Here is a 25,559-nt window from a genome sequence, read left to right on the forward strand (position 1 = left end):
CTGGCCGGATATCTGGGAAGGGGGCGCCGTTCAGATCGCGGCCATCATGAGGTCTTTTTGAGTTGTGGCTTCGTGCTTGAATTCCTCGACAATCTCACCCGAGCGAAGGACGAGAATGCGGTCGCACATGCCGATGATTTCTTCGAGATCGGACGAGATCATCAGCGCTGCGCCGCCGCCGACAGTGAATTCGGAGATCAGCCGGTAGATATCCTTCTTCGCCCCGACGTCCACGCCGCGGGTCGGTTCGTCCAGCAGCAGGACTTTCGGGCCAACAGCCATGCAGCGGCCCAGAACGACCTTCTGCTGGTTCCCGCCCGAGAGGTTGGAAACGATCTCCTCCGGTCCCGGCGTCCTGATGTGCATCTGCCGGATCGCAAGGTCGACGCATTCGCGTTCCTTGCGCTCCTGCACCATCCCGAAGCTGTTGATGAAGCGCAGGTTCGACAGCGCAAGGTTGGCGCCGACCGAAGCCTTCAGAACCAGACCGCTTCTGGCACGGTCTTCGGTGACATAAGCGATGCCAGAGCGGATCGCCCCGTCCACATCGCCGGGCGTCAAGGGCCGGCCCTCGATCTGGACATCGCCGGAATCCGCAATTTCCAGCCCATAGAGCGTGTCCAGCAACTCGCTGCGCCCCGAGCCCACCAGGCCGTAGATCCCGAGGATCTCGTTGCCATGCAGCTGGAACGAGACATCGCGGAAGTAGGGCGCGCGGGTCAGGTTCTTGACTTCGAAGAGCGTCGCGGGTGCGGGGACGTTGTCCTTGACGAATTCGGTCCCGAGACTGCCACCGATCATGCTTTCGATCAGCATTTCGCGGGTGAGACCCTCGACCTTGCCTTCGATCACCGTCTCACCGTCCTTGAAAACGGTATAGGCGTTGGCGATCGTGAACACTTCTTGCAGGCGGTGAGTCACATAGGCGATCGCCTTGCCGTTCGCCGCCAGTTCGCGAATGACCTCGAACAGCCGCTGCGTATCCTTTTCGCCGAGCGCCGAGGTCGGCTCGTCAAAGATCAGGATATTGGCGTTTGAGTGCGACAGCGCCTTGGCGATTTCCACCAGCTGCTGTGTGGCAACTGCCAGATCTCCCAGCGTGGCACGGGGATCGATATCGAAACCCAGACGATTCAGAAGTTCCTCGGCATTGCGGTTCAGGGTGTCGAAATCGATAAAGCCGCGCCGGCGGGGCTCTGACCCGAGGTAGATATTCTCTGCAACCGTCAGTTGCGGCACGCCGCTCAACTCCTGCTGAACGATGGCGATGCCGGCCTCGAGCGCCTCATGAGCCGAGTTGAAGCTCTTCGCCTCGCCGTCGATCTCGATGACCCCGGAGTCGGGCTTGTAGAAGCCCATCAGGATGCTGAGGATCGTCGATTTCCCGGCCCCGTTGCCCCCGCAGAGCGCGTGAACCTCGCCGCTCCGCAATGTCAGGTTGCCATCCGTCAGCGCCTTGACCCCGCCAAAGCGTTTCTGGATCGAGCGCATGCTCAGTCGTGGTGTGTCCATGGGAGATGTACTCAATCTATGTCGGCGGCAGGATGTTCGGGAAACGTCCGGCAACAGGGTTCGGATTCGTTGCCGCCGACATCGCGGACGCAACCTCTCGGAGCCGATGAAACCGCCCCGGGTCCCTGGGCGCTGCTCCTATTGTCGATGAGCATTTTGGCTTTCCTCCCATCGGTGAGCGCGCACAATTCTGGTGACCGTCTCTCCGTGGCGCCACTGGGCGCGGAAATCGGTGGGAGACAGCCCGGTGAAGCGCTGAAAGTTTCGGTTGAATGTGGAAAGCGTGCCGTATCCGACTTCAAACGCGACGCTGCTGATGCGGATGTCGGTCTCGATGAGGATCTGGCAGGCCTTCGATATTCGCAGTCTGTTGATGTACTCGATGCAGCTGCAGTTCATGTGCCGCTCGAAAAATCGCGAGAAGTTCGACAGCTCCATGTTTTCCATCTGGGCGAGTTCGGAACAGCTCAGATCCTGCTCGCAATGCAGGTCGGCAATCCGGTGCAGGATGCCATCGAGCCGTTTGGGATTCTGGCAGCCGATATTCCGCCATTCCACCGACAACGGCATCTTTCCGGTGTCGGCGACCAGGTGGTCGATGATCTCGAAGAACAATGCGAGACGTCCGGGGCCGTTCTGGACGGTCAGCCGATCCATCAGGGGCAGGACCCTTTGCGAAGTATCGTCCGAGAACTGCACGCCGCCGACGGCCAGCCGCATCAGATCGCCCAGAGCCACGCAATCGCTGAACATGGCAACGCAATGCTCGGCGAACTCGGCCGAGAACTGCAGGACAAGGTCACGGTCGGGAATGAAGTCTCCGAACTGCGTTCCCTCGTCATAGCCGCTGTAATCGGTCACCCACATATGCGGCAGGTGCGGTCCGGCGAGAATGAGGTTTCCCGGTACGAACGGGCCGCTGTAGGCGCCCACATAGCACAATCCGCTGCTACGGCTGATCGCGTGCAGTTCGCATTCCGGATGGTAGTGCCAGACAGTGACGTCCGAAGGATAGCCATGCTTGTAGGCGCGGAATCCACGATCCAGCGGCATGGATATAACTTCGCGCAGTGGCTTTGTGCGCACTCTTTTGTCCCTCCCAAGACACTGTCTGCGTCCCAACCGTCCGGCTCATTGACCGGCGGTTGGTTTACGCGTCACGAACCCGCTGTCGCCGGCATGTTGATCTGCAGCTTGACGTCCTGCGGGCGGTGCTCTGCGGCCCGCTCGAATGCGGCGACGGAGTCCGCAAAGTCGTAGGTGCCCGAGAACAATGGCCCCGGTTTGATCTTGCCGCTGCCCAGCAGCTTCAGCGCCCGGTCCCAGACGTTGGCGTAACGGAACGTCCCGGTTACGGTGATCTCCTTGACCTGAAGCGCGACCACGTCGAGCTGCACCTTCTCGGCCGGCATGCCGACCAGAACGATCGTGCCACCCGGACGCACAAGGTCGATCATCGTTTCATAGGGCCTGGTGGAGCCGGAGCATTCGAAGAACACGTCGGCCCCGTTGCCGGCGGTCCGTTCGGCGACAACCTCGGCCAGCTTGCCGGAACGGGCATCGACGACGGTCACTTCCGGCAGGTCGGCGATCAGCGCCAGTTTTTCCTGGGCCACGTCGCTGACGATGACTTCGGCACATCCACCGGCAATCGCCGCGAAGACCAGCAGCAGACCGATGGTACCCGCGCCGGTCACGACGGCGATGTCGCCGGGATGAATTCGGGCCTGATCGACGGCATAGACTCCAACCGCCAGCGGCTCGACCAATGCGCCTTCGGCGAAGCTGACGGAATCGGGCATCTTGTAGGTCAGCGTGGCAGGGTGCACGACCTGCGGGGTCAGGCACCCGTGAACCGGCGGTGTCGCCCAGAACCGAACCGCCGGATCAAGGTTGTAGTGCCCCTGCAGAGTTTGCACAGACGAAAAGTTCGGAATGCCGGGTTCCATGCAGACACGGTCGCCAGGCGCCAGATGGGTGACGTTTTTTCCGACCGCATCGACCACGCCCGACGCCTCGTGGCCAAGGATCATGGGTTCGTTGACCACGAAGTCGCCGATGCGACCGTGTTCGTAATAATGCACGTCACTGCCGCAGATGCCGACGGTCCTGATGTCGATCCGGACCTCGTCTGGACCGGGTTCAAGCGTGCCCGGAACCTCGATATCACGGATGGCCAGCACCCCGGGGCGCTCTAGGACGAGACCTTTGATTTGCATGTAACCTCCGATGGCGACTCCTGTGGCCGCCAAGTCGCGCCGAGTGTTTTCGCGCTTTGGCAATGTCGTGGAACTGGCGCCATTTCACAAGGCGAGCATTGCAAGAGGCTGTGCAAAATTTGACATTCCGTAGGGGTATCCAGGCCGTCAACAGAGCCATGCGGTCCGGCAACTTTCTCTCGGTTCGATGAACATTGGGGCGCGCGAAGGCAAATCACGATCGAACAAGGGCGCTAGGCTGCGCGAAAAGTCCGCACGCGGACTCAGGCAAAACCGGAGAAAATCGAGCATGTTCAGGACGTCCATCCCCGTCGTCGCGCTGGTCCTTGCCGGACCGGCGGTGGCGCAGGATTCGCAATGGAGCTTCGAGGCCTCCCTCTATGGCTGGCTGCCGGGGGCTTCGACGACAGCCGACACCCGCTTTGGTACCGTCGAGTCGGACACAAGCGGAAGCGACGCGCTCTCCAATCTCGACATGGCCTTCATGGGAACGTTTCAGGCGCGGAATGGCCGATGGGGGGTAATTGGCGACCTGCTCTATGTCGATCTGGGGCAAAGCGCGGATTCCCCGCTGAATCTGCGTTTCAGGGACGCTGACGTGAACCTCAGCATGACGGCGTTCAGTGGATACGTTACCTATCGTGTTCACGAGGAAAACGGTGTCGGCGTGGATATTGCGGGGGGCTTCCGCTACTTCGACGCCACTCTCGATACGACGCTGAACTCGGCCGACGCCCGGCCGGATATCCACCTTGACGGCAGTGAAAGCTGGGCCGTGCCTCTGATCGGTGCCCGCGCGATTGTACCGTTCAACGACAAATGGTTTGGTACCGGTTTTGCGGACTTTGGCGGCACCGGCAACAACGATCAGACATGGCAGGCATTTGCCAGCGTCGGCTATAAATTCGACGAGCGCTGGTCCACGCAACTCGGCTATCGTTTCATGTCGGTCGAGAAAGAACTCGACAATGCAGACACGACCATCGATCTGTCCGGGCTGTTGCTGGGCGTCTCCGTGACGTTCTGATCCTGTCTGCGCCCCCCGGAGCTCTCTGCCTGAGCGGCCGCACGTCGGCAACCGCAACGGGGGGGCGCGACGGCCCGCCGAGACCGTCACGTCATTCGTCAGCCGAGACGATCCAGTGGACACGCCATAAGGCAACTCCAAAGCCCGCCGTGACCGCTTCGGTGCGCCTTTGGGCTGCCGCGGACAAGCGGAGTTCATCCGACACGGCGAGGCCACCAGACCCAGTCCAAAACAAGGACCCCGCGTCATGCGACGCGGGGCCTGTTGATCTGCAACTTCCAGTTGCTTGAAATTGCTTTGCAGTCGCAGCGTTACGCCGCCGCAAGCTCCATTACCACCGGCAGGCCCGAGGCCTTGACGGCAGCCCGGATCTCGGCGTCGGCCGCGTCGCCGAGGGCCTTCAGCGGTTCGCGAATGTTGACATTGTCAACAATTCCACGGGCGCGCAGGGCGTGCTTGAGGGCGACGCTCCCTTCCATGTGCGACCCACGATGATAGACGGCTTTCGTGATCGGCAGCAGTTGATCGTGAATCTTCTTGGCGGCGGCGTAGTCTTGCGCCTTGCCGGCCTTGATGTATTCGATCAGGGCTTCGGGCGCCATGTTGCCATAGCCGACCAGCAGGCCGTCGATGTCGAACATGGTGGGCAGCAACCACTCGTCGTGGCAGGACATGATGGCGAGGTCCGGGAACTCGTTCCGGAGCACCGGGATCTCGGTGTACCAACGCTTCATGTCGCGAACGCCGTTCTTGGTGGCGGTTACGCCGGGAATAGCCGCGATCTCAAGCTGGGTCTCAAGGTCGTAGGTCGCCTTGGTCGCGTTCGGATACTGGAACAGGATGCACTCGAGCCCGGATTCGGCGACCGCCTGGTAGCGGGTCTTGGGCGCGCCCTTCTGGTAGCCGAAGCGCAACCAGCCGTGGTTCGGATAGACGAGCGCGCCGCGCGCACCGGCGTCATACTTCTCCTTCGCCTCGATCTCGGCAACCTTGGTGCCTTCGCCCGTAATGCCGGCAACGATCGGGACGTCCACGGCGTCGGCATAGACGCGGATCATTTCCAACTGCTCGTCATGGGTCAGGAACGTGCCTTCACCCGCGTGGCCAAGGATGACCAGACTCTTCACGCCATCGATGCCGGCGAGCCACTTGGCCAGTTTGGCGTTTTGGTCGTAGTCGACGTCGCCGTTGTCCTTGAAAAGCGTGACGGGGGCCGGATTCAGTCCCTTCCAGTCAATTGCCATTGGTTTTCTCCCTGGGCTGCTAGGTGTCAGTGCTCCGGCTTTGATAACGTTGCCGGGAACGTTCCCATTTGTGAGCCAGTTCGGCCAGTCTGTCAAGGGTTGTATTGGTGCGGTACGGACCTCTCCTGTGTCAGACGAAACGTTTCAATGAATAACAACCGCTTGGATCATGGCGCTGAAAGTATGGTCCGAGGTGCGATTGAATGACCGGAAAGGTGGCAGCCGATTCCACCGTGCTTCTCTTTCGCGTGATTCCCCGCGAGTCTGGATTGAACGTGTTTCTGCCGCGCTGGAGGTCGGTCGCCCCTTTGCGGAACCTCGCGCCTTGCCGGCGCCTTGGCGCCGGTGCCGAGATCCGGAAAGGCGAGCTCGATCAGGCACATCGCGGGCAATGGAAGCAACAGAGCGAGCCCGGGACAGCATTCTTCTGTCCCGGGCTCGCCGTTTCGAAACAATGTCGCGATCCCTGGCCGGTCGCGTGGGCCTCAGGATTTCAGCTGTGCCACGTATACCTGCGCCGTCCCTGTCTTGTCGGAGGTAAAGACGACCTCGTCGCCGGACGGAGAGAAGCGCGGATGGGGATGGGTGTGCTGCGGGGCGTAGACCTTCACCGGACCATCATTATAGGGAAACGGATGGGCCCAGTGATCGCCGCGCGATGAGGCCTCGGGGGCGTGAAGGAACTGCGGCGGACGGACGCCGGTGAGATCGAGCAAGTGCAAACCGCGGTCCGGGAAGTTCGTATCGCAGACGAGCCGTTCGCCGCTGTAATCCGGTCCTCCGTGCCAGACCGGGAAATCGGTCACGCGCCTGACACCACCGCTGTCGGGATCGATCTCGCCCATGCCATTGGGCCAGTCCACGAACAGCACGGTGCGATGGCCGGGCCGCCAGACCTCGTGCGTGATCCACTGCAAGGAATGCTCGCGTTCAAAGATACGGCGGGCATTCCCGTTGCGGTCGGTTACCCAGACCCGATCCGTCATCGGACCGGCGAAGAGGATCAGGTTCTCGTCATCGGGGCAGAATTGCGGGTGTCCGATGGTATCTCGTTCAAGGAAAATCCCGGCGCTCTGCCGTTCGGTGTCGATCAGCCAGAAACGGCTGACCGCGCCGGTCTTGACCGGCACCGCCCAAAAGCGGCCGCTGGCCGAAAGAGCCGTGGTGCCCATGGCCGCGCCCACCATGCCGTCCTCGCGCATCTCGGCAGTGCCGAAGGAGACCAGCTCCTCCACGGTGCCGTCCGTCGCCGACACCCGCTTGCCGGTCTGACCCGAGACGAAATAGATCCAGGCGCCGTCCTTCGAGGGGATCACAGACCACTCGGCCAGGGAGTCCTCCTCGGTAAGTTGAACCAGTTCGCCACTGTCTTGCAGTTCGATGTAGATCTGCGGTGCGCCGGTCCGGTGCGACAGAAACACGAGGAACCGGCCGGCTGCATCCCACGCGTCGACAAAGAAGAAGGGATGGTGGTGGATCGAGGGATGGGATGTGACCTGACGCACCACCGCCGTTTCGGTTTCCGAGACGACCCGCGCCTCGGGCGGCAACAGCTTCCAGCTCATGCTTCAGTGCTCCGCCGGTTTTGCGTTGGGTGTCGTGGCAATGGCATTCCGCCGGGAAAGCACCACGATCACGCCGACCAGCGACCAGCCTACAACCATCGCGCCAAGCCATGTGAGCGTTCCAGAGGGCGCAAGGACGCCGAGCAGGCCGGCCAGACCGATCGGGATCCGGGTCGCCCAGGAAAGCTTGCGCCCGGACCATCCGACGAAAGCCACTGCCCAGAGCGCCGTCGAGACCAGCAGCGCCACGGTGCTGAGCGCGATCTGCGGCGCGCTGCCTTCTGCCAGGACGCCCGGGTCGAATACGAAGGCGAAGGGAATGAAGAAGGCGACAAGGCTGAGACCGAAGGCAGACAGGCTGGTCTTCATGGTCGAGGCCTTTCCGACGCCCGCCGCCGCAAAGGAGGCGAGCGCCACCGGCGGCGTCACCATCGAGAGCACGCAGTAGTAGAAGATAAAGAAATGCGCCGCGAGCGGCTCGATGCCCAGTTTCTCGATCGCCGGCACGAAGAGGACTGCGCCGATGATGTAGGCGGCGACCGTCGGAAGGCCCATGCCCATAATGATGCAACCGAACATCGCCAGCGCCAGCGAGGCATAGATAGACCCCTCGGAGAGAGACAGCAGCGAGCTTGCGAATTTCAGCGCCAGGTTCGACTGGACCGCGACAGCGATCACGATGCCGATAGCGGCGATTGGCACCGCCACCTCGGCAGCCTGACGCGGCGCGTCACGCAGCGCCTCCAGCACTTGATGTGTGCCAATCCATGTCTGGCGGCGCAGGAACGGGATGATGAAACAGGAGGCCGAGGCGATCACCGCGGAATAGGCGGCAGAATAGCCCCAGATAAGCAAGCCAATCAGTACCACCGCGGGCAGCAGCAGATGCAGCCGCGGCAGGATCGCCGGGGTGGCGGCAACCTCCTCGGCGGTCAGCGGCCGCACGCCGTCGCGGCGGGCGATCAGATCTACCACCATCAGCAAGGCAAGATAGAAGGCAAGGGCCGGGATCAGCCCGGCAAGCGCGATCCGCGTATAGGGAACGTTCAGCATCTCGGCCATGACGAAGGCTGCAACGCCCATCACCGGAGGCATGAGCTGGCCCCCGGTCGAGGCGATTGCCTCGATTCCGGCTGCGCGATAGTCGGGGATGCCGGTGCGCTTCATCAACGGGATCGTGAGAACGCCGGTCGAGACCACGTTGGCAACCGCGCTGCCAGAGATCGAACCCATCAGCGAGGAGCCGATGATCGCGGCCTTGGCTGTACCGCCGGTCGTTCGGCCCGCTGCGCGGATCGCGAGATCCATGAACAATTGACCGCCGCCGACCGCTGCATAGCAGGCGCCGAACAGGATGAAGTAGAAGACGAAACTGACCGAAGTCGAGGTGGTCACACCCAGCACGCCTGCTGTCGACATCGTCGTGATCTCGATCGCGGCAGGCAGCCCGAAGCCGCGAAAGCCCAGCCAGCCGGGAAGCATGTTGCCCCAGAACGCATAGGCGATGAAGGCGAGAAGCACCCAGACCAGGATCCACCCCACCGCACGGCGCGAACCTTCAAGGAGCAGGAATACCAGCGTGATACCGGCAGCAATATCGACGGGATAGATCGGCGAGACGTTCTCCATCCGCGTCGTCAGGCGCTCGAAACCCAGAATGTAGTAGGCGGCGACGGCGAGGGTGGCGAGGATCAGTGCAGCGTCGATGACGGCGCGTATCCGGGCCGAGAGTTTCGGCGCCTCAAGCGGCTTGATCAGGAACAGCACGACGAGAGCAGTGCACAAATGGACCGGACGCTCGAACAGGGGTTGCTGAGGATAGAACAGGATCCAGACCTGAAACAGGATGAACGCGATCCCGATGGCAAAGGCAAGTGTCTGGCCGTTGGAGCGGCTGGGTGCAGCAGTCATCGACTCCTCCCTGGAGCGGAATGTAGGGGTGGGCGGCGGGCAGTCGAGTCAGACGACGCCCGCCGGCTCGCTGATTACATCAGGCCCGCTTCCTTGTAGTAGCGGATGGCGCCCGGATGGAGCGGAATGCCGGTATTCTCGGGCTTCATCGCCTGGGTCGGGTCAAATTCAGACCAGGCCCCGTGGGAGGCTTTCAGCTCGTCTGCATGTTCGATGATTGCCTTGGTAACCTGATAGGCGGTCTCATCGTCGAGCGAGGCGTTTGCAATCAGGACCGTGCCAAGGTTTGCGCCGGTCGTGGGTCCGTCCTGCCCCTTGAACCATGGGCCATAGGTACCGACCTTGAGGCCGTTCTGGGACAGCACATCCTGAGCTTCCTGCGGCAGATCGAGGAAGGTGACATCGGCGGTCAGCGCGACCTCGGTGATGGTCGGATGGCCCTTGATGATCGTGTCGATGTAAAGATCGACGTTGCCGTTGCGAACCTGATCGGCGATCTGGCCGGCATCCACCTGGATTATGTCGCCGCCGTCGGCCTTGATCTTCTCGTCGCTGGTTCCGAGCGCGGCAAAGATCATTTCGGCCGTCGGCACTGCCGAGGAGCCGACCGGTTTCATCAGCACGCGGACCGGCTTGCCCGACTGCAGGATCTGTTTCAGATCCGTCGTCCCCATGTCTTCGAGAAACGCGTTCCGGGCGATCACCCCGACATAAACGTCGTTCAGACCGCCGACGAGTGAACGGATGTCAGGCGCAGACATGCCCTGGTAGACCTCGTTTCCCTTGGCCGCCCAGACGGCCGTTGCGACATTCGACAGCGCGATCTCGGCCTTGCCGGCCTGCACCACCATCGGGTTGGCGACACCGCCGCCGCGCGCGATCACCTCGACCGAGTTGTTTCCAAGGATCGGCTCGATCATTTGCTCGAGGGTCGCGGCGAAGACGTACCAGGACGTCCCTTCCCGCATCGCGCCGATGCGCACGTCCTGGGCAACCGTCGCGGTCGCCGTCAGCGCGACCGCGGTCGCGGCCAGTGCCACGCCCCGCAGGCGCTTGCACATAAAGTCAAACATGATTCTTCCTCCCATTGAGTTTTCCGGCCCCGATGCAGCAGATCGAGACTTGCCACCATTCAACGACCTGCTACGGCAACGGCCTCGCTCGGACCCCGCACATCCGTAGGTTTCATTCCGCCGCTCCTCCCGATAGGAACGTTAGTGGGAACGTTCCCGAGGTTGCCATTGCACCGTTCCCAAGTCAAGTGCTAGAATGGCCCATCCGGCAAGTCAGCCATTCCCAGCAAGGCATATCAAAGCAATGAGTCAGCAGAAAATGCCGAAAGGTCGGGTCACGCTGCACGACGTTGCGCGTGCCACCGGCGTATCAAAATCCACAGTTTCCAGAATGCTGGACGAAAGGCTTCCGCGGTCCGAAAGTGAAAAGGCGCGCCACGTCCGAAAGATCGCGGCCGAACTGGGCTATGTCCGCGACGTCTCGGCGGCGAGCCTGCGGCGGGGCACGACGGGCATGATAGGTGTGATCGTTTCGCGGCTCACCGACACGGTCGTCGCAATGATGTACGAATCTCTTGCACGCGCGGCGGCAAAATCAGGTCGGTTCACCATCGTCGCGACCACAGAGGACGAGCCGGACGCCGAACGGCTTGCCGCCGAGATGTTGCTGCGCCGCGGGGTGGACGGCCTCGTTCTTGCGACGGCCCGGGAAGGAAGCAACTTCACCGACGAACTTGCCGAACGCGGTATTCCCCATGTTCTCGTCCTGCGCCGCAATGGAACAAGCCGTGCGTCGATTGGCGACGATCCCCTTGGCGGCTATCTTGCCACGCGCCACCTGCTTGACCTGGGGCACCGGGACATCGCCATCCTGGGCGGGCCTGAATATGCATTGAACGCCCATGACCGCGTGACGGGCTATCGCAATGCGCTCGAGGAAGCGGGCGTCGAGATCAGGCCGGAATGGATCGTGTATTCGGCGTTTGGAATCGAGGCTGGCGCCGAGGCCGCGGAAACCTTGCTCGCATCAGAGGTGAGGCCCACCGCCATCTTCGCCGTCAACGACAATATCGCCATCGGCGCTTTGTCCACGCTGACCAGACGGGGTATCTCGGTGCCAGACGATATGTCTCTCGTCGGTTACAATGATATCCCGCTTGTTGCCCATCTTCCGGTGCCGCTGACATCCATGCGCGTGCCATTCGATCAGGTCGCAACTTCCGCGCTGGAACTGCTGAGCGCCGAATCCGTGACGGAGAAAGACCATATCCGGCTCGCGACACCGACGTTGATCCCGCGTCGCTCGACGAAAGCCCGGCGCTAATGCCCCAGGACCGCCTGTGGCGTTTGAAACGGCGTTGACCATGTGTCCGCGCCCCGGCGCGGTTCGCTTCACATCGACTCAATGAACGCGGGCGCTGGCCCTGCTATTCGACCGTGACGGATTTGGCCAGGTTTCGCGGCTGGTCGACGTCGGTGCCCTTTGCGACAGCCGCGTGATAGGCCAGAAGCTGGGCCGGAATGGCATAGAGCATGGGGGCAAGCTCGGCCGGAACCTCGGGCATCACGACCACCTTCCAGCAGCCTTCGCCGGCATGTCGGGCACCCGGCGCGTCGGTGATCAGCAGCACCTTGCCATCGCGTGCCATCACCTCCTGCATGTTCGACACGGTCTTTTCGAACAGGGCATCGGAGGGGGCGAGCACGATGACCGGTACACTGGGGTCAACCAGTGCGATGGGGCCGTGCTTCAGTTCGCCTGACGCATAGCCTTCGGCGTGTATATAGCTGATTTCCTTCAACTTCAACGCGCCCTCAAGCGCCAGAGGGTACATCGCCCCGCGACCCAGGAACAGCACGTCCTTCGCTTCGGCCACCGACTTTGCGACCTCGGCGATCTCGGCCGACTGGGCGAGGGCGGCGTTCATCAGCCCGGGCAGATGGCGCAAGCGGTCGATATGCGCGGCCTGTTCGTCGGGGTCGATCTTGCTGCGGTCGACGGCGGCCTTCAGCGCCAGCAGGTAGAGCACGGCGAGCTGGCAGGTGAAGGCCTTGGTCGAGGCGACGCCGATCTCGACCCCGGCACGGATCGGGAGCACCATGTCGGATTCGCGCGCGATCGAGCTTTGCACGACATTCACGACCGAAACGATGCGCGCCGCCTTGCCCTCGCAATAGCGCAGCGCGGCCAGCGTGTCGGCGGTTTCGCCCGACTGGCTTACGAACAGTGCCAGCGTCCGCGACGGGATCGGCGGCTCGCGATAGCGGAACTCGCTGGCGAAATCGACCTCGACGTTGAGGCCGGCGATCTGTTCGAACCAGTACTTTGCCACCACGCAGGCGTAATAGGCCGTGCCGCAGGCGACCATGGTGATGCGGTCATAGCGCAGGAAATCCAGCCCCGGCTCGGGCAGCACCAGCATGTCGTCGCGCAGATAATGGTTCAACGCGTCGCCAAGCACGGTCGGCTGTTCGGCGATCTCCTTGGCCATGAAGTGGCGGTGGCCGCCCTTTTCGGCCTGGCTCAGGTCGATGGTGACAATCTGCATCTGGCGCTCGACCTCGCGCCCCGAGGCGTCGTAGATCTCGATCCGGTCGCGGCTCAACACCGCCCAGTCGCCCTCGTCCAGATAGGTGATGCGGTCGGTCAGCGGCGCCAGCGCCAACGCGTCCGACCCGACAAAGACCTCGCCATCGCCATGCCCGATTGCCAGTGGCGAGCCACGGCGGGCGACGATCATCAGATCCTCCTGACCGTCGAAGATCATCGCCAGCGCGAAGGCGCCCTGCAGCCGGGCCAGCGCCTGCGCGGTGGCCGCGCGAAGGTCGAGCCCCTGGTCCAGCAGGTGCTGCATCAGCAGCGCGATGGTTTCGGTATCGGTCTCGGTCTGACAGCGCAGGCCGGCGGCGGCCAGGTCCGCCCGCAGTGCGCGATAATTCTCGATGATCCCGTTGTGAACCACCGCGACGGGGCCGGCGCGGTGCGGGTGGGCGTTCGACACGCTCGGCGCGCCATGGGTGGCCCAGCGGGTATGGCCGATGCCGATGCGGCCCGAAAGCGGCTCGTGCACCAGAAGGTCGCTGAGGTTCACAAGCTTCCCGACCGAGCGGCGGCGGTCGAGCGTGCCGTGATCCACCGTCGCAATCCCGGCGCTGTCATAGCCGCGATATTCCAGCCGCTTCAGCGCCTCGACCATAAGCGGCGCCGCCTGGTGATTGCCCAGAACGCCAACGATCCCGCACATTTCAGCTCGTCCCTTCCCGCTTGCTGTCCTTCAGTGCCCGCAGCCGGTCCATAAGCTTGCGCGCCAGCCCCGGCTTGTTGCTCTGCCGGCCGCGCGCCACGGCCAGCGCGCCCGCGGGCACATCGCCGGTGATGACCGAGCCCGAGGCCGTCAGCGCCTCGTCGCCCACCGTGACAGGTGCAACCAGCATGGTGTTCGACCCGATGAAAGCGCGCGCACCGATCTCGGTATGGTGCTTGAAGACGCCGTCATAATTGCAGGTGATGGTGCCTGCGCCGATATTGGTGCCGGCCCCGATAGTGGCGTCGCCGATATAGCTCAGGTGGTTCACCTTGGCGCCTTCGGCGATCCGGGCATTCTTGATCTCGACGAAATTGCCGATGTGCACGTCCTCGGCCAGTTCCGCCCCCGGCCGCAGCCGCGCATAGGGCCCGACAATCGCGCCGGCCGAAACATGGCAGCCCTCGAGATGGCTGAAGGCGCGGATCACGGCCCCGGTCTCGATCGTGACCTCGGGTCCGAAGACCACGAAGGGCTCGATCGTGGCGTCGCGGCCGATCACGGTGTCGAGGCTGAAATGCACGGTTTCGGGCGCGATCAGCGTCACCCCTTCGTCCAGCGCCAGCGCGCGCGCGCGGGCCTGAAACGCCGCTTCGGCCGCGGCAAGGTCGGCGCGCGAGTTGACGCCCAGCGTCTCGGCCGCGTCGCAGGTCACGGCGGTTGCGGTCATGTTGCGGGCGCGGGCGATCTCGACGATGTCGGTCAGGTAATATTCGCCCGAGGCATTGTCGTTGCCGACCGATTCGATGAGCGCGAACAGCGTATCCGCGTCGGCACAGACGACGCCCGAATTGCACAGCGGGATCGCGCGTTCGGCCGGGGTGGCATCCTTGAACTCGACAATCCGGTCGAGCAGATCGCCATCCATCACCAGCCGGCCATAGCGGGCGGGGTCGGCAGGCTCGAAGCCAAGGATGACGATGTCGAACGTCGCCCGCGCCTCGCTCATCGCCTGCAAGGTTTCGGGACGCACGAAGGGCGTGTCGCCGTAAAGCACGATCACATCGCCGGAAAACCCCTGCAGCGCGTCCCGTGCCTGCGCCACCGCATGGCCGGTGCCAAGCCGTTCCTGCTGCACCACGACGAGGGCCTCGGGGTCGATTTCATGCGCAGCGGCTTCAACCTGATCGGCGCCGTATCCGGCGACGATCACCGTGCATTCGGGCTCCAGCACGGCGCCGGCCTGCATGGCATGGTGCAAAAGCGGCGCGCCCGCGATCTTGTGAAGGACCTTCGGCAGGTCGGATTGCATCCGTGTCCCCTGACCGGCGGCTAGAATGACAAGGCTGGTCGGCATGGGCTGCTCTTCTCTTTCCGTTGGCTTCGTATTAACCGAGGCCGTGCCTGCCGCAAGGGGCAGGGGAATCAAATGCAGTGACACTCTGTTACAGCCGCGCGCGGCTGCCGCGGTTTCGCGCCGTGCCAGAGCAGCATCAAGGAACATGGGGACCGACATGCGAACCGTCATCTTCGATCTCGACGGCACCCTTGCCGATACCAGTGCCGATCTGATTGCCGCCGCCAACGCCTGCTTTCGCGACATGGGAGCGCTGCCGCAGCTCGATCCGGTAGCCGATGCCTCGACGGCGTTCCACGGCGGCCGCGCGATGCTGCGGCTCGGGCTGGGGCGGCTCGGGATGGCGGAGCCCGCGGCGGAAGCCGAGGTCGATCGCTGGTATCTGCCGCTGCTGCGCCATTACGAAGCAGCCATTGATACCCATACCCGGCTTTATCCCGGTGCGATGGCGGCGGTCGAGGCGCTGCGCGATGACGGATTCGCGGTGGGGATCTGCACCAACAAGCCCGCGGCGCTGGCCGAGATCCTGCTGACCCGGCTTGGTGTGCGGGACGCTTTCGGTTCGCTCGTGGGCGCCGATACGCTGCCGGTCCGCAAACCCGATCCGGCGCCGTTTCATGCAGCTGTTGAGCGGGCAGGGGGCAACTCGGCCCGCGCCCTGCTGATCGGCGATACCGCGACCGACCGCGAAACCGCGCGCGCCGCCCGCGTGCCCTGTGTCCTGGTCACTTTCGGGCCGGACGGGCAGGGGGTGGCTACGCTCGCCCCCGAGGCGTTGCTTGACAGGTACGAGGATCTGCCCGGTCTAGTCGTTGGGCTGCTCGGTTGAGCCGCGCGATGTACCAGCCAAGGGGATGTCGAAATCCGGGGGCGCAAGAGTAAACCCCGTGAACTGGAAGGCGGGCGAGACCGTGCACCCGACCAGCGTCCATGGCCCCTGGGAGACTGCCGAGATCCAATGGCCTTTCGGCACGATGATCTGCGGCAACTGGCCGAGGCCGAGGTTCGGGCCCAGCCGGTGTTCCTGTGCCGGGCCGCTTTCCGTCGCACTCAGCCGCAGAATCAGCGGATCGCCGCTATAGAAATGCCAGATCTCGGTGGCGTCAAGCCGGTGCCAGTGGCTGCGATCGCCGCGTTCCAGCAGATAGAAGATTGCGGTTCCCGCCGGCCGTCCTTCTGACCCTTCCTCGATCCATGTCTGGCGATACCAGCCGCCTTCAGGATGACGGATAAGTCCAAGATGGCTGATGATCTGGGCTGGGAACATGCGGGCGTACCTCCTGAACGACAAACAATGTCTCGAACAATAATTGTTGCCGCAGCGCGGCACACTGCCAAAGATGGTTCATCTCGTCGCACCCGGGCTGCGGGAAAATTCTCGAAATTTCTTTTGATTCAAGATAGTTGAGCGGCGGCCGCGCCAGAGGCATCGCCGAGTGGGAACAGGCTTTGCCCCTTGGACCGGGCGAATCCCGCCACGGCCCGCCGTGACGCGGTGCACTGCGAGCGTCGAACGCCCAGACGGGACCTGCTCTATCAGACGGCCATGTCCGGCCGCACTTCGTCGTGTTCCGCCAGCCCGTCGAACGCGTCGACCCAGTTCCAGCCATCGCGTTGCCGGTCTGCCGAAGCGGTCTGGCCCGACTGCGGATAGCGGGTGCAAAGCTGTCTGTCGGAGCCTTGGCCGGGGGGGGGGCGCGAATCTGCCATTCGCCAGGTTGCACGGCCTTGCCGCCCGGCGTGGCGCGAAAGGCGTCGCCATCCGTGGCAAGGTATTCGACCTGGGTGCCATTCCCCGGGCTGGGAGAGGTCGAGGCGGTGTTGCCGAGGAAGCTTGCCAGGCGGCTCGCGGACTGGGCGGCGGGCCGGGCATAGGTCATTGGGCTCACCCCGCGGGGCGCGTAGCGTCCCGCCGCGACGGACCCGCTGCAGGCTGCAACGGATCCGAGCGCGGCGAGCGCCGCGAGTGGTGGGCCGATCCGCCTTACTTGAGGATCGACTTGCCTGCGAAGACAGCGGTTTCGCCCAGCATTTCCTCGATCCGGATCAACTGGTTGTACTTGGCCATCCGGTCCGAGCGCGACATCGACCCGGTCTTGATCTGGCCGCAGTTGGTGGCGACCGCCAGGTCGGCGATGGTGGCATCCTCGGTCTCGCCCGAACGGTGCGACATCACACAGCTGTAACGGGCACGATGCGCCATCTCGACTGCGGCAAGGGTCTCGGTCAAGGTGCCGATCTGGTTGACCTTGACCAGCAGCGAATTGGCGACATCCTGGTCGATGCCCATTTTCAGCCGCTCGGGGTTGGTCACGAACAGGTCGTCACCCACCAGTTGCACCCGGTCGCCCAGGGTCTCGGTCAGGATTTTCCAGCCTTCCCAGTCGTCTTCCGAGCAGCCATCCTCGATCGAGAAGATCGGGTAGTCGTTCACCAGCGCCTCGAGGTACTTGACGTTTTCCTCGGAGCTGAGCGACAGGCTCTCGCCCTTCAGTTCGTACTTGCCGTTCTTGAAGTATTCGGTCGAGGCGGCGTCGAGCGCCAGAACCACGTCGTCGCCGGGCTTGTAGCCTGCGGATTCGATCGACTTCAGCACGAAGTCGAGCGCATCGCGGGTCGAGCTGATCGCCGGGGCAAAGCCGCCTTCGTCGCCGATGCCGGTGTTGTAGCCGGCCTTCGACAGCTCTTTCTTGAGCGTGTGGAAGATCTCCGAACCCATGCGGATCGCTTCGGCAACCGAGGTCGCCGAGACCGGCATGATCATGAATTCCTGAAAGTCGATCGGGTTGTCGGCATGTTCGCCACCGTTGATGATGTTCATCATCGGCACCGGCAGCACGCGCGCGGCGGTACCGCCGACATAGCGATACAGCGGTTGGGCGGTGTATTCGGCGGCGGCCTTGGCGGCGGCAAGCGAGACGCCGAGGATGGCGTTGGCGCCCAGGCGACCCTTGTTCGGGGTGCCGTCGAGTTCGATCATGGTGCTGTCGATGCCGACCTGATCGGTCACGTCAAAACCGACGATCTCTTCGGCGATCTCGCCGTTGACGGCGGCGACGGCCTGCAGCACGCCCTTGCCCATGAAACGGCCCTTGTCGCCGTCACGCTTTTCGACAGCTTCATGGACGCCGGTCGAGGCCCCCGAGGGTACGGCCGCACGGCCCATGGTGCCGTCTTCGAGGGTCACCTCGACCTCGACCGTGGGGTTGCCGCGGCTGTCGAGGATTTCGCGTCCGTGAATGTCGATGATAGTGCTCATGTCGACGGTCCTTTCCGAAAGGTCAGAATGCTCGGTGCCCTTTTATCTTTGGCGGGCGGCCGAGAAAAGTGCGCGTTCCCGCGCGAGGGTGTAGAGGCCGGACCCGATGATGAGCCCGGCCCCCGAAAGTGTCAGAAGATCGGGGCGTTCGCCGAACACGGCCATGCCGATGATCAGGGCGAAGAGCAGCCGCGAATAGCGGAACGGTGCGATGGCCGACAGATTGGCGATCCGCACCGACTCGACCAGCATGTAGTAGGAGACGACGCCGAGGCTGACGGCGGTCGTCAGCATCCCGCCGGAGGCAAGCGTGAAGGGCGCGGCCCCGCCGCTGAACAGCAGCAGGACGCCGCCAAGCGGCACCGTCATGAAAAAGCCCCAGGTTGCAACCTGAAGCCCGGTCATGGTTCTCGGGATCCGCGGCGTCACCACGTCGCGCGCGGCAAGCCCGACCGCGCCCAGCACCGCGAACAGGGCGGCCGGGTCGAAATCGGCGCCGCCCGGACGGATGATCAGAAGCATCCCGGCAAAGCCCACGAAGATCGCGGTCCAGCGCCGCCAGCCCACCGTCTCGCCCAGAAACAGCGCCGCCCCCATCGTCACCATCAGCGGGATCGACTGCTGGATTGCGGTCGCGGTCGAAATCGGGACCAGCGTCAGCGCGGTGACGAAACCGCCGGTTCCGACGATCTCGCACAGGTTGCGGCTGATCAGGGCACCGTTCAGAAGCTCGGGGGGAAACAGAGTCTGACGTTGCACAACCGTCAGGCAGGCGAATGCCAGCGTGCCCGCCAGCCCGATGAACAGAAGGATCTGTCCGACCGGCAGGCTGCTGGACACCTTCTTGATGAACATGTCTTCGAGGGCGAATCCGCCCATCGACAGGACCATCAATAGCGCACCGCGCAGGTTGTTCATGAAGAGGGCTCCCGACGGCCGGCGGCCGCTTTGGCACACCTGTAAAGCGGATTTGGGGCGATAACAAAGCGCCAATGCGCCGCTGGGGCGGGAAACCCGCCATGCACGGACTGCAAGCAATCGTCTGGGCGATCCGGCGCGACAGGGGCCGCGCCAGCGCCCCCTGCCGAAAGCGGCGTGCCAGACCCGATCAGCGCTGGCGGCGCGCCATGAAGGCAAGGCGTTCGAACAGATGCACGTCCTGTTCGTTCTTCAGCAGCGCGCCATGCAGCTTCGGCAGGGCCTCGGCACTGTCGCGGCGAAGATCCTCGGGGCCGAGGTCCTCGGCCAGCAACAGTTTCAGCCAGTCGAGCACCTCGGAGGTCGAGGGCTTCTTCTTCAGCCCCTGCTGGTCGCGGACCTGATAGAACTGGGTCAGCGCGGTGGTCAGCAGCGCCTGCTTTATGCCGGGAAAGTGAACCTCGACGATCTGCTTCATCGTCTCCATGTCGGGGAAGCGGATATAGTGGAAGAAACAGCGCCGCAGGAAGGCGTCGGGCAGTTCCTTTTCGTTGTTCGAGGTGATGATGACGACCGGGCGATGAACGGCGCGGATCGTCTCGCCGGTCTCGTAGACGTGAAACTCCATCCGGTCGAGTTCCTGCAGCAGGTCGTTGGGAAACTCGATGTCGGCCTTGTCGATCTCGTCGATCAGCAGAACCACCTTGCCGGGCGCCGAGAATGCCTCCCAAAGCTTGCCGCGCTTTATGTAATTTGCGATCTCGTGCACCCGTTCGTCGCCAAGCTGGCTGTCGCGCAGCCGGCTGACGGCGTCGTATTCGTAAAGCCCCTGCTGGGCCCGCGTGGTCGACTTGATGTGCCATTCGATCATCGGCAGATCGAGCGCCTGCGAGACCTGCCGGGCCAGCTCGGTCTTGCCTGTGCCGGGCTCACCCTTGACCAGAAGCGGCCGCTCCAGCGTGACCGCCGCGTTGACCGCAATCTTCAGATCGTCGGTCGCGACGTAGGAATCGGTTCCAGAAAATTTCATCTTTCTTTCCCGCCTCTTGTTTGGCGTCGCTAACATGGGTGCCGCACTCGCCCGAGGGCACACTGCCTGCGCTTTTTGCCAGTGACAAGGCTTCCACCATAGAGTAATGAGCGCGCCGAGGGAGACAGGATGCCTGTGACGGACGACCATGTACCAGACCCGATGTCGGACGACGGTGACGTTCCTTCGAGACGGGGGAAAACGCGAGAAGGACTTGGGATGAAGCAGGAAATATTTCTTCCTGAAGACTACCGCCCCGCGGAAGACGAACCCTTTATGAACGAGCGCCAGACGGAGTATTTCCGGCGCAAGTTGTTGGCCTGGAAGGATGACCTGATGGCCGACAGTCGCGACACAATCGAGGGGTTGCAGGAAGGTACCCGCAACATTCCCGATGTGGCAGACCGCGCCAGCGAAGAGACCGACCGGGCGCTGGAGCTGCGGACCCGCGACCGCCAGCGCAAGCTGGTGGCCAAGATCGACGCAGCGCTGCGCCGCATCGACGATGGCGAATACGGATACTGCGAGGAGACCGGCGAGCCGATCTCTCTCAAACGTCTCGATGCGCGGCCGATCGCGACCCTGAGCCTCGAGGCCCAGGAACGCCACGAGCGTCGCGAGAAGGTTCATCGCGACGATTGACATCGCCGGCGCCACCAAGCGGCGCGGCGGGACTGCAAGACCCCTGAACGCCGGACCGAACGTCCGGCGTTCCTTTTTTCCGGAATTCTGTGGAGTGCTGTCATGGTTCTGATCGGTCAACGGATAACCGTTCTCGGTGCCGGGATCGGCGGGCTTGCGGCGGCGCTGGCGCTGGCGTTGCGCGGGGCTTCGGTCCGGGTGATCGAACAATCCCCCGAGATCGCCGAGGTCGGGGCGGGTCTGCAGATTTCACCGAACGGGTCGGCGGTGCTGGAAGCCCTTGGCCTCAAGGACGCGTTCGAGGCGGTCTCGATGGCCTCGAACGGCGCGGTGCTGCGCGACTTTGCTCGCGGGGCCGAGGTGTTGCGGCTCGATCTGACCGGTTTCGGCCGCTTCGGTCTGGTGCATCGTGCCGATCTGATCGCTGTGCTCGAACGCGGGGCCCGCGAGGCCGGGGTCGAGATTGTACTCGACCGGAAGGTTGCCGATGTGCGGCTTGACGGGCCCGCACCGGTCCTGCGGTTCGAGGATGGCACTGAAGAGGACGCCGCGGTGCTGGTCGGCGCCGACGGGCTGCATTCGCGCACCCGCGCCGCAATTCTGGGCGAGGCTGTGCCGTCGTTCACCAACCAGGTTGCCTGGCGGGCACTGGTGCCCATCACGCCGGGCGAGGTCGCCGACGAGGCGCAGGTCTTCATGGGGCCGGGGCGGCATCTGGTGGCCTATCCGCTGCGCGGCGGTACGGTTTTGAACCTCGTCGGGGTCGAGGAATTCGCCGACTGGTCGGCGGAGGGCTGGAACCATCCCGGCGAGCCCAAGCGGATGCGCGCGATCTTTGCCCGGTTCGGCGGGCCGGTGCAGGACTGGCTGACGCGGGTCGAGGACGTTCGGGTCTGGGGCCTGTTTCGCCATCCGGTCGCGCCGCGCTGGATTGCGCCGGGCGCCGCGCTGCTGGGCGATGCGGCACATCCGACGCTGCCGTTTCTCGCCCAAGGCGCCTGCCTTGCGCTCGAAGATGCCTGGGTTCTGGGGCAATCGCTTGCCGGGCACGACGGCGTCGACGCCGGGCTTGCCGCCTATCAGGCGGCACGGATTGAACGGGCCCGCCGGACGGTTGCGGCCGCAACCGCCAATGCGCGCAACTATCACCTGCGTTCGGTGCCGGTCCGGCGTGTCGCCCATGCCGGGCTGAGGATGATCGGCCGGGTCGCGCCAGACTTTATGCCCGACCGCTTCGCCTGGCTTTATTCCCACGACGTGACCAAAAGCTGACGGGCAGCGCCGCGTTGACGGGGCGACGCTCAGTCGTCGCGCATCAACGGGTGGTGTTCCATCACCAGATCCTTCAGCCGTTCTTCGAGGACATGGGTATAGATCTCGGTGGTCGAGATGTCGGCATGGCCAAGCAGCATCTGGATCACCCGCAGGTCGGCGCCGCCCTCCAGCAGATGGGTGGCAAAGGCGTGGCGCAGGGTGTGCGGCGTCACCTTGTCGGGGTTGATGCCCGCGGCGACCGCCAGTTCCTTCACGAGGCCATAGAACCGATGCCGGGTCAGATGGCCGCTCTTGCCGCCCGAGGGAAACAGGAACTTCGACGCCGCACGTCCCTTGAGGCGGTCGGCCTCTTCGCGGGCATCGCGCAGCTCCAGCCACGCGGCCAGTGCGATGCGTGCGCCCCCGGACAGCGGCACCATGCGTTCGCGGCCGCCCTTGCCGCGCACCAGCAGCATTTCGGGCAGGCCGCGGGCCGCCGCCGCGGGCAGCGTCACCAGTTCGCTGACCCGCAGCCCGGTCGCATAAAGCATCTGCATCAGACAGCTGTTGCGAACCCGCTCGCCGTGGTTGCGCCCGCTGGTGGCCGCGGCCTCCATCAGCGCATCGACCTCGCCAAGGTTGAGCGTCTGCGGCAGCCGCGCCTCGCGTCCCGGACCCTTGATCTGGACTGCCGGGTTGTCCGTCCGCCAGCCCTCGTCGAACGAGAATCGATAGAGCTGGCGGATCGAGGACAACCGGCGCGCCCGGGTGGCCCGCGACAGGCCCTCGGCATCGCAGCCGATCAGATATCTTTCGACGTCATCGCGGGACGCATCCTGAAGGCTCAGCCGATTTGCGGCCAGCCAGCGGGCAAAGTCCTGCAGGTCGCGGCCATAGGCAAGAAGCGTGTTGCGCGCGGCGTTCAGTTCGGCCGCCTGTGCCTCGAGGAATGTCGAGATCCAGAGATCGGAGGTTGCCGGTCCCGTCATCTCGGTGGCTCCAGAAGCAGCAACTGCAGGGCTGCACGGCGCGCCGTGTCCTCGAGCCCGATGGAGCGCAGGAAAGCCAGATCGCCGGTGATATTGCGCGGATCGGCGCCGGATCCGTCGGCGAGGCCGCGCAGGGCGGTCAGCAGCGCCTCGCCGAGGCGCCCCTCCATCGCCAGTTGGGCGAGATCGTCGGGACGCGGCGGCATCGGGGTGGCAAAAGCTGCGGCAACGGCAGCAGACCGGGCATCCCCGGGGATGTCGGCCGGCATGCCGCGGGCGAGCGAGGTCAGGAACCGCAACTCGGGGTCCTGCGGCGTCGGCGCCAGTGCCACGGTTTCATAGCTTCGCGACAACAGCCCGATCCGGGTTGCCAGCGCGCCGGCGGACCCGCCGAGATCGAGCTGCACAAGCGGCAATCCGAACAACTCGGCAAAGGGGATCTGAAGTCCGACCGCCGCCATCGACTGCCAGGCGGGCTCCAACTGGCGTGCGACCGCGTCGCGGTCCTTGGCTGCGATGGCGTCCGACAGGCCCTGCACCGCAGCGATCCGGTCCCAGACCCCGCCAGAGGCCGCGGGGCTGCTTTCACGATAGATCGCCAGCAGCACTTCGGGCGGCAGCGCACCGGCGCGGGCCAGCCGTTCGGCGGCCTCGGCGCGGGCTTTCCAGCCGGCAAGGGGGCGCAGGTCGGAATAGGCGAAGGCCAGCGGCAGCGAGCCTGTGGGCATCGCCTCGCCGATTGCCTCCATCATCCGGAAGGTCAGCGGCGTCGGGCGCGCGGGCGCCGAGATCGGCGGCAGCAGTTCGGCCAGATCGGCGTCGAGGAACTGCGCCAGCAGCGCATCCTCTTCTGGCGTAAGCTGCCCCAGCGCCTTGGCGGATTCGAGCGTCAGCGCCGCCGCCATCCAGTCGCCGGTTCGCGCCAGGCAGAAGATCCGCACCGGATAGGAAGGCGAGATCCCGGGCAAAGCCCGCATCCGGGCACAGGCCGTCTGTTCGCGCCCGGTCAGCAGGCCGACGTCAAAGGCGCGGCGGAACAGTTCGGGCGCGTTCGATCCCGACCGCTCCAGCAGCGCCTCCGCTTCTTCCACGGCGCCCCGCGCCAGCAGCGCGTCAATCCGCGCCTGCAGCATCGGTGCCCTGCCGGTCGATCCGCGCGGCGGGACCAGTTCGGCCAGCAACAATTGGTGCAGCTCCACCTGAACCGCCGGCAGCGGTTCCACCGGGAATTCGGCCAGCATCCGGCTGAGCGTCGTCACATCGGACGCGCCCCACAGATCGGCCGGCAGGCCGGTGACCGATTGCGGCAACAGCCCGATGCCATCCGCCGAAGGCGGCTCCAGCGGCTCGATCGTGATGGTGTCGTCGGTGGCCGCGTCCGGGGCCAGCGAGGCGATGGTCTCCTGCGGCTTTGCTGCCGGAACCGGCGGGGCGGCCAGGCTGCGCGACAGCCAGTCGATCGACGACAGCGGCTTTCCCGGATCCTTGGCCCAGGCCTGCGGCGCGCCGATCACCAGGCAGACGACGAGCGCGGCGAGCTTCATGCGCGGCGCCCTCAGTCCACGTCCAGGGTCACGGGGGCGCTGACCCGCTGCTGTTCGGGCGCCAGATCGGCAAGATAGGCATAGCCCACCAACCCGATTGCACCGAGACTCACAAGCACCAGCAACATCTTGAGTAATCGCCACATTTCCTGCCTGACTTTCGTTCTGCCGACGCCTTCGTACGGGCGCCCAGGGTTTTTATACATGGCATCCCGGACGATTTCACGCCATTCAGGTGCAGAATGGGCGCTTCGGCAACACACTGCCGGGAAAGGGTAGCAGGGTGGCAACGAATTTGCGGAAGACGGTCGCGTTGGTGGGCATGATGGGGGCCGGAAAGACCGCTGTGGGCACGGCCCTGGCGCAGCGTCTTGGGGTTCCCTTCCTCGACAGCGACGCCGAGATTACCGCCGCCGCCCAGATGTCGATCGCCGAGATCTTCGAGCGCGACGGCGAGGCGTTCTTCCGCGACCGCGAGACCGAGGTCATCTCGCGTCTGTTGGGCGGCGTGCCCGGGATTCTTTCAACCGGTGGTGGCGCGTTCCTGGCCGAACGCAACCGCCGGATGATCCATGAGCGCGGGGTTTCGGTTCTGCTGGACGCAAGTGTCGATTTGCTGTGGCAAAGGGTGCGGCACAAGGATACCCGGCCATTGTTGCGAACTGCCAATCCGCGTGCGACGCTTCAGGTGATTTATTCCGAACGCGCCCCCATCTATGGCATGGCGGACCTCGCAGTGACGGCGAAACCGGAATACGCCATTTCGGACATGGTCGACCGGGTTATTGCGGTGCTTGCGACACGTCCCGATGTGCTGGAGGAGAACTGAC

The 25,559-nt window shown here is 64.2% G+C and carries 22 protein-coding genes; 6 read left to right on the forward strand and 16 right to left on the reverse strand.

The window, feature by feature from the left end:
- Window positions 1–30: 30 nt before the first annotated feature.
- From DQG17_RS01975 to DQG17_RS01985, 3 genes are all read right to left on the reverse strand, one after another.
- Window positions 31–1,512 (reverse strand): sugar ABC transporter ATP-binding protein, encoded by a 1,482-nt coding sequence (locus tag DQG17_RS01975; protein WP_116131069.1) that lies wholly within the window; start codon window positions 1,510–1,512, stop codon window positions 31–33.
- Between the two features lie 138 nt (window positions 1,513–1,650).
- Entirely contained in the window at window positions 1,651–2,634 is a 984-nt protein-coding gene (locus tag DQG17_RS01980; protein ID WP_198666009.1) for an AraC family transcriptional regulator, read from the reverse strand.
- 35 nt (window positions 2,635–2,669) lie between these two features.
- Window positions 2,670–3,725, reverse strand: coding sequence for an NAD(P)-dependent alcohol dehydrogenase (locus tag DQG17_RS01985; RefSeq protein WP_198666065.1), 1,056 nt, complete (start codon window positions 3,723–3,725; stop codon window positions 2,670–2,672).
- Window positions 3,726–4,020: 295 nt separating this feature from the next.
- Between DQG17_RS01985 and DQG17_RS01990 the strand changes: the two genes are divergently transcribed.
- On the forward strand, window positions 4,021–4,758 hold the full coding sequence (locus DQG17_RS01990) for an outer membrane protein (RefSeq protein WP_157973483.1): 738 nt from the start codon (window positions 4,021–4,023) through the stop codon (window positions 4,756–4,758).
- 311 nt (window positions 4,759–5,069) lie between these two features.
- Here the strand turns inward: DQG17_RS01990 and DQG17_RS01995 are convergent, their stop codons facing one another.
- The 4 genes from DQG17_RS01995 to DQG17_RS02010 form a co-directional block, all read right to left on the reverse strand.
- A complete protein-coding gene (locus DQG17_RS01995) occupies window positions 5,070–6,002 on the reverse strand; it encodes a dihydrodipicolinate synthase family protein (RefSeq protein ID WP_116131073.1) in 933 nt (310 codons plus the stop codon).
- A gap of 485 nt (window positions 6,003–6,487) precedes the next feature.
- Window positions 6,488–7,567 (reverse strand): oligogalacturonate lyase family protein, encoded by a 1,080-nt coding sequence (locus DQG17_RS02000; protein WP_116131074.1) that lies wholly within the window; start codon window positions 7,565–7,567, stop codon window positions 6,488–6,490.
- Window positions 7,568–7,570: 3 nt separating this feature from the next.
- Window positions 7,571–9,478 carry a TRAP transporter fused permease subunit gene (locus tag DQG17_RS02005; protein WP_116131075.1) on the reverse strand — a complete coding sequence of 636 codons (1,908 nt, stop codon included), beginning with the start codon at window positions 9,476–9,478 and terminating at the stop codon, window positions 7,571–7,573.
- Window positions 9,479–9,552: 74 nt separating this feature from the next.
- Complete coding sequence (locus tag DQG17_RS02010) at window positions 9,553–10,551, reverse strand: TAXI family TRAP transporter solute-binding subunit (RefSeq protein WP_116131076.1); 999 nt, start codon at window positions 10,549–10,551, stop codon at window positions 9,553–9,555.
- 244 nt (window positions 10,552–10,795) lie between these two features.
- On the opposite strand from DQG17_RS02010, the gene DQG17_RS02015 reads away from it, so the two are divergent.
- Window positions 10,796–11,815 (forward strand): LacI family DNA-binding transcriptional regulator, encoded by a 1,020-nt coding sequence (locus DQG17_RS02015; RefSeq protein WP_116131077.1) that lies wholly within the window; start codon window positions 10,796–10,798, stop codon window positions 11,813–11,815.
- A 103-nt stretch (window positions 11,816–11,918) separates the two neighbouring features.
- Here the strand turns inward: DQG17_RS02015 and glmS are convergent, their stop codons facing one another.
- Both glmS and glmU read right to left on the reverse strand, forming a co-directional pair.
- On the reverse strand, window positions 11,919–13,736 hold the full coding sequence (gene glmS / locus DQG17_RS02020; protein WP_116131078.1) for a glutamine--fructose-6-phosphate transaminase (isomerizing): 1,818 nt from the start codon (window positions 13,734–13,736) through the stop codon (window positions 11,919–11,921).
- A 1-nt stretch (window position 13,737) separates the two neighbouring features.
- Complete coding sequence (glmU, locus tag DQG17_RS02025) at window positions 13,738–15,093, reverse strand: bifunctional UDP-N-acetylglucosamine diphosphorylase/glucosamine-1-phosphate N-acetyltransferase GlmU (protein ID WP_116131079.1); 1,356 nt, start codon at window positions 15,091–15,093, stop codon at window positions 13,738–13,740.
- A 157-nt stretch (window positions 15,094–15,250) separates the two neighbouring features.
- Here glmU and DQG17_RS02030 point away from each other — a divergent pair, with 157 nt between their 5' ends.
- Window positions 15,251–15,922: an HAD-IA family hydrolase gene (locus DQG17_RS02030; protein ID WP_116132535.1), complete on the forward strand. Its 672-nt coding sequence runs from the start codon at window positions 15,251–15,253 to the stop codon at window positions 15,920–15,922.
- Here DQG17_RS02030 and DQG17_RS02035 read toward each other — a convergent pair.
- From DQG17_RS02035 to DQG17_RS02050, 5 genes are all read right to left on the reverse strand, one after another.
- Complete coding sequence (locus DQG17_RS02035) at window positions 15,899–16,360, reverse strand: cupin domain-containing protein (RefSeq protein WP_116131080.1); 462 nt, start codon at window positions 16,358–16,360, stop codon at window positions 15,899–15,901. The two genes, DQG17_RS02030 and DQG17_RS02035, sit on opposite strands and share 24 nt — an antisense overlap.
- A 269-nt stretch (window positions 16,361–16,629) precedes the next feature.
- The gene (locus DQG17_RS21580; RefSeq protein ID WP_157973484.1) at window positions 16,630–16,803 is read right to left on the reverse strand and encodes a hypothetical protein; all 174 of its coding nucleotides are present in this window, start codon (window positions 16,801–16,803) and stop codon (window positions 16,630–16,632) included.
- 274 nt (window positions 16,804–17,077) lie between these two features.
- Window positions 17,078–18,352: a phosphopyruvate hydratase gene (eno, locus tag DQG17_RS02040; RefSeq protein WP_116131081.1), complete on the reverse strand. Its 1,275-nt coding sequence runs from the start codon at window positions 18,350–18,352 to the stop codon at window positions 17,078–17,080.
- 42 nt (window positions 18,353–18,394) lie between these two features.
- Window positions 18,395–19,270, reverse strand: coding sequence for a DMT family transporter (locus tag DQG17_RS02045; protein WP_116131082.1), 876 nt, complete (start codon window positions 19,268–19,270; stop codon window positions 18,395–18,397).
- 190 nt (window positions 19,271–19,460) lie between these two features.
- On the reverse strand, window positions 19,461–20,300 hold the full coding sequence (locus tag DQG17_RS02050; RefSeq protein ID WP_116131083.1) for a MoxR family ATPase: 840 nt from the start codon (window positions 20,298–20,300) through the stop codon (window positions 19,461–19,463).
- 219 nt (window positions 20,301–20,519) lie between these two features.
- Here DQG17_RS02050 and dksA point away from each other — a divergent pair, with 219 nt between their 5' ends.
- A complete protein-coding gene (gene dksA, locus DQG17_RS02055) occupies window positions 20,520–20,942 on the forward strand; it encodes an RNA polymerase-binding protein DksA (RefSeq protein WP_116131084.1) in 423 nt (140 codons plus the stop codon).
- 102 nt (window positions 20,943–21,044) lie between these two features.
- A complete protein-coding gene (locus DQG17_RS02060; RefSeq protein WP_116131085.1) occupies window positions 21,045–22,214 on the forward strand; it encodes an FAD-dependent monooxygenase in 1,170 nt (389 codons plus the stop codon).
- 29 nt (window positions 22,215–22,243) lie between these two features.
- Here the strand turns inward: DQG17_RS02060 and DQG17_RS02065 are convergent, their stop codons facing one another.
- Both DQG17_RS02065 and DQG17_RS02070 read right to left on the reverse strand, forming a co-directional pair.
- Window positions 22,244–23,185, reverse strand: a complete 942-nt coding sequence (locus DQG17_RS02065) for a site-specific tyrosine recombinase XerD (protein WP_116131086.1) — start codon at window positions 23,183–23,185, stop codon at window positions 22,244–22,246.
- Window positions 23,182–24,729, reverse strand: a complete 1,548-nt coding sequence (locus tag DQG17_RS02070) for a hypothetical protein (protein WP_116131087.1) — start codon at window positions 24,727–24,729, stop codon at window positions 23,182–23,184. Before DQG17_RS02070 ends, DQG17_RS02065 begins: the two co-directional genes overlap by 4 nt.
- Window positions 24,730–25,012: 283 nt before the next feature.
- Here DQG17_RS02070 and DQG17_RS02075 point away from each other — a divergent pair, with 283 nt between their 5' ends.
- Complete coding sequence (locus DQG17_RS02075) at window positions 25,013–25,558, forward strand: shikimate kinase (RefSeq protein WP_116131088.1); 546 nt, start codon at window positions 25,013–25,015, stop codon at window positions 25,556–25,558.
- Window position 25,559 lies beyond the last annotated feature (1 nt).

The sequence above is a fragment of the Tropicimonas sp. IMCC34043 genome (assembly GCF_003390845.1).
Lineage (GTDB): Bacteria > Pseudomonadota > Alphaproteobacteria > Rhodobacterales > Rhodobacteraceae > Tropicimonas.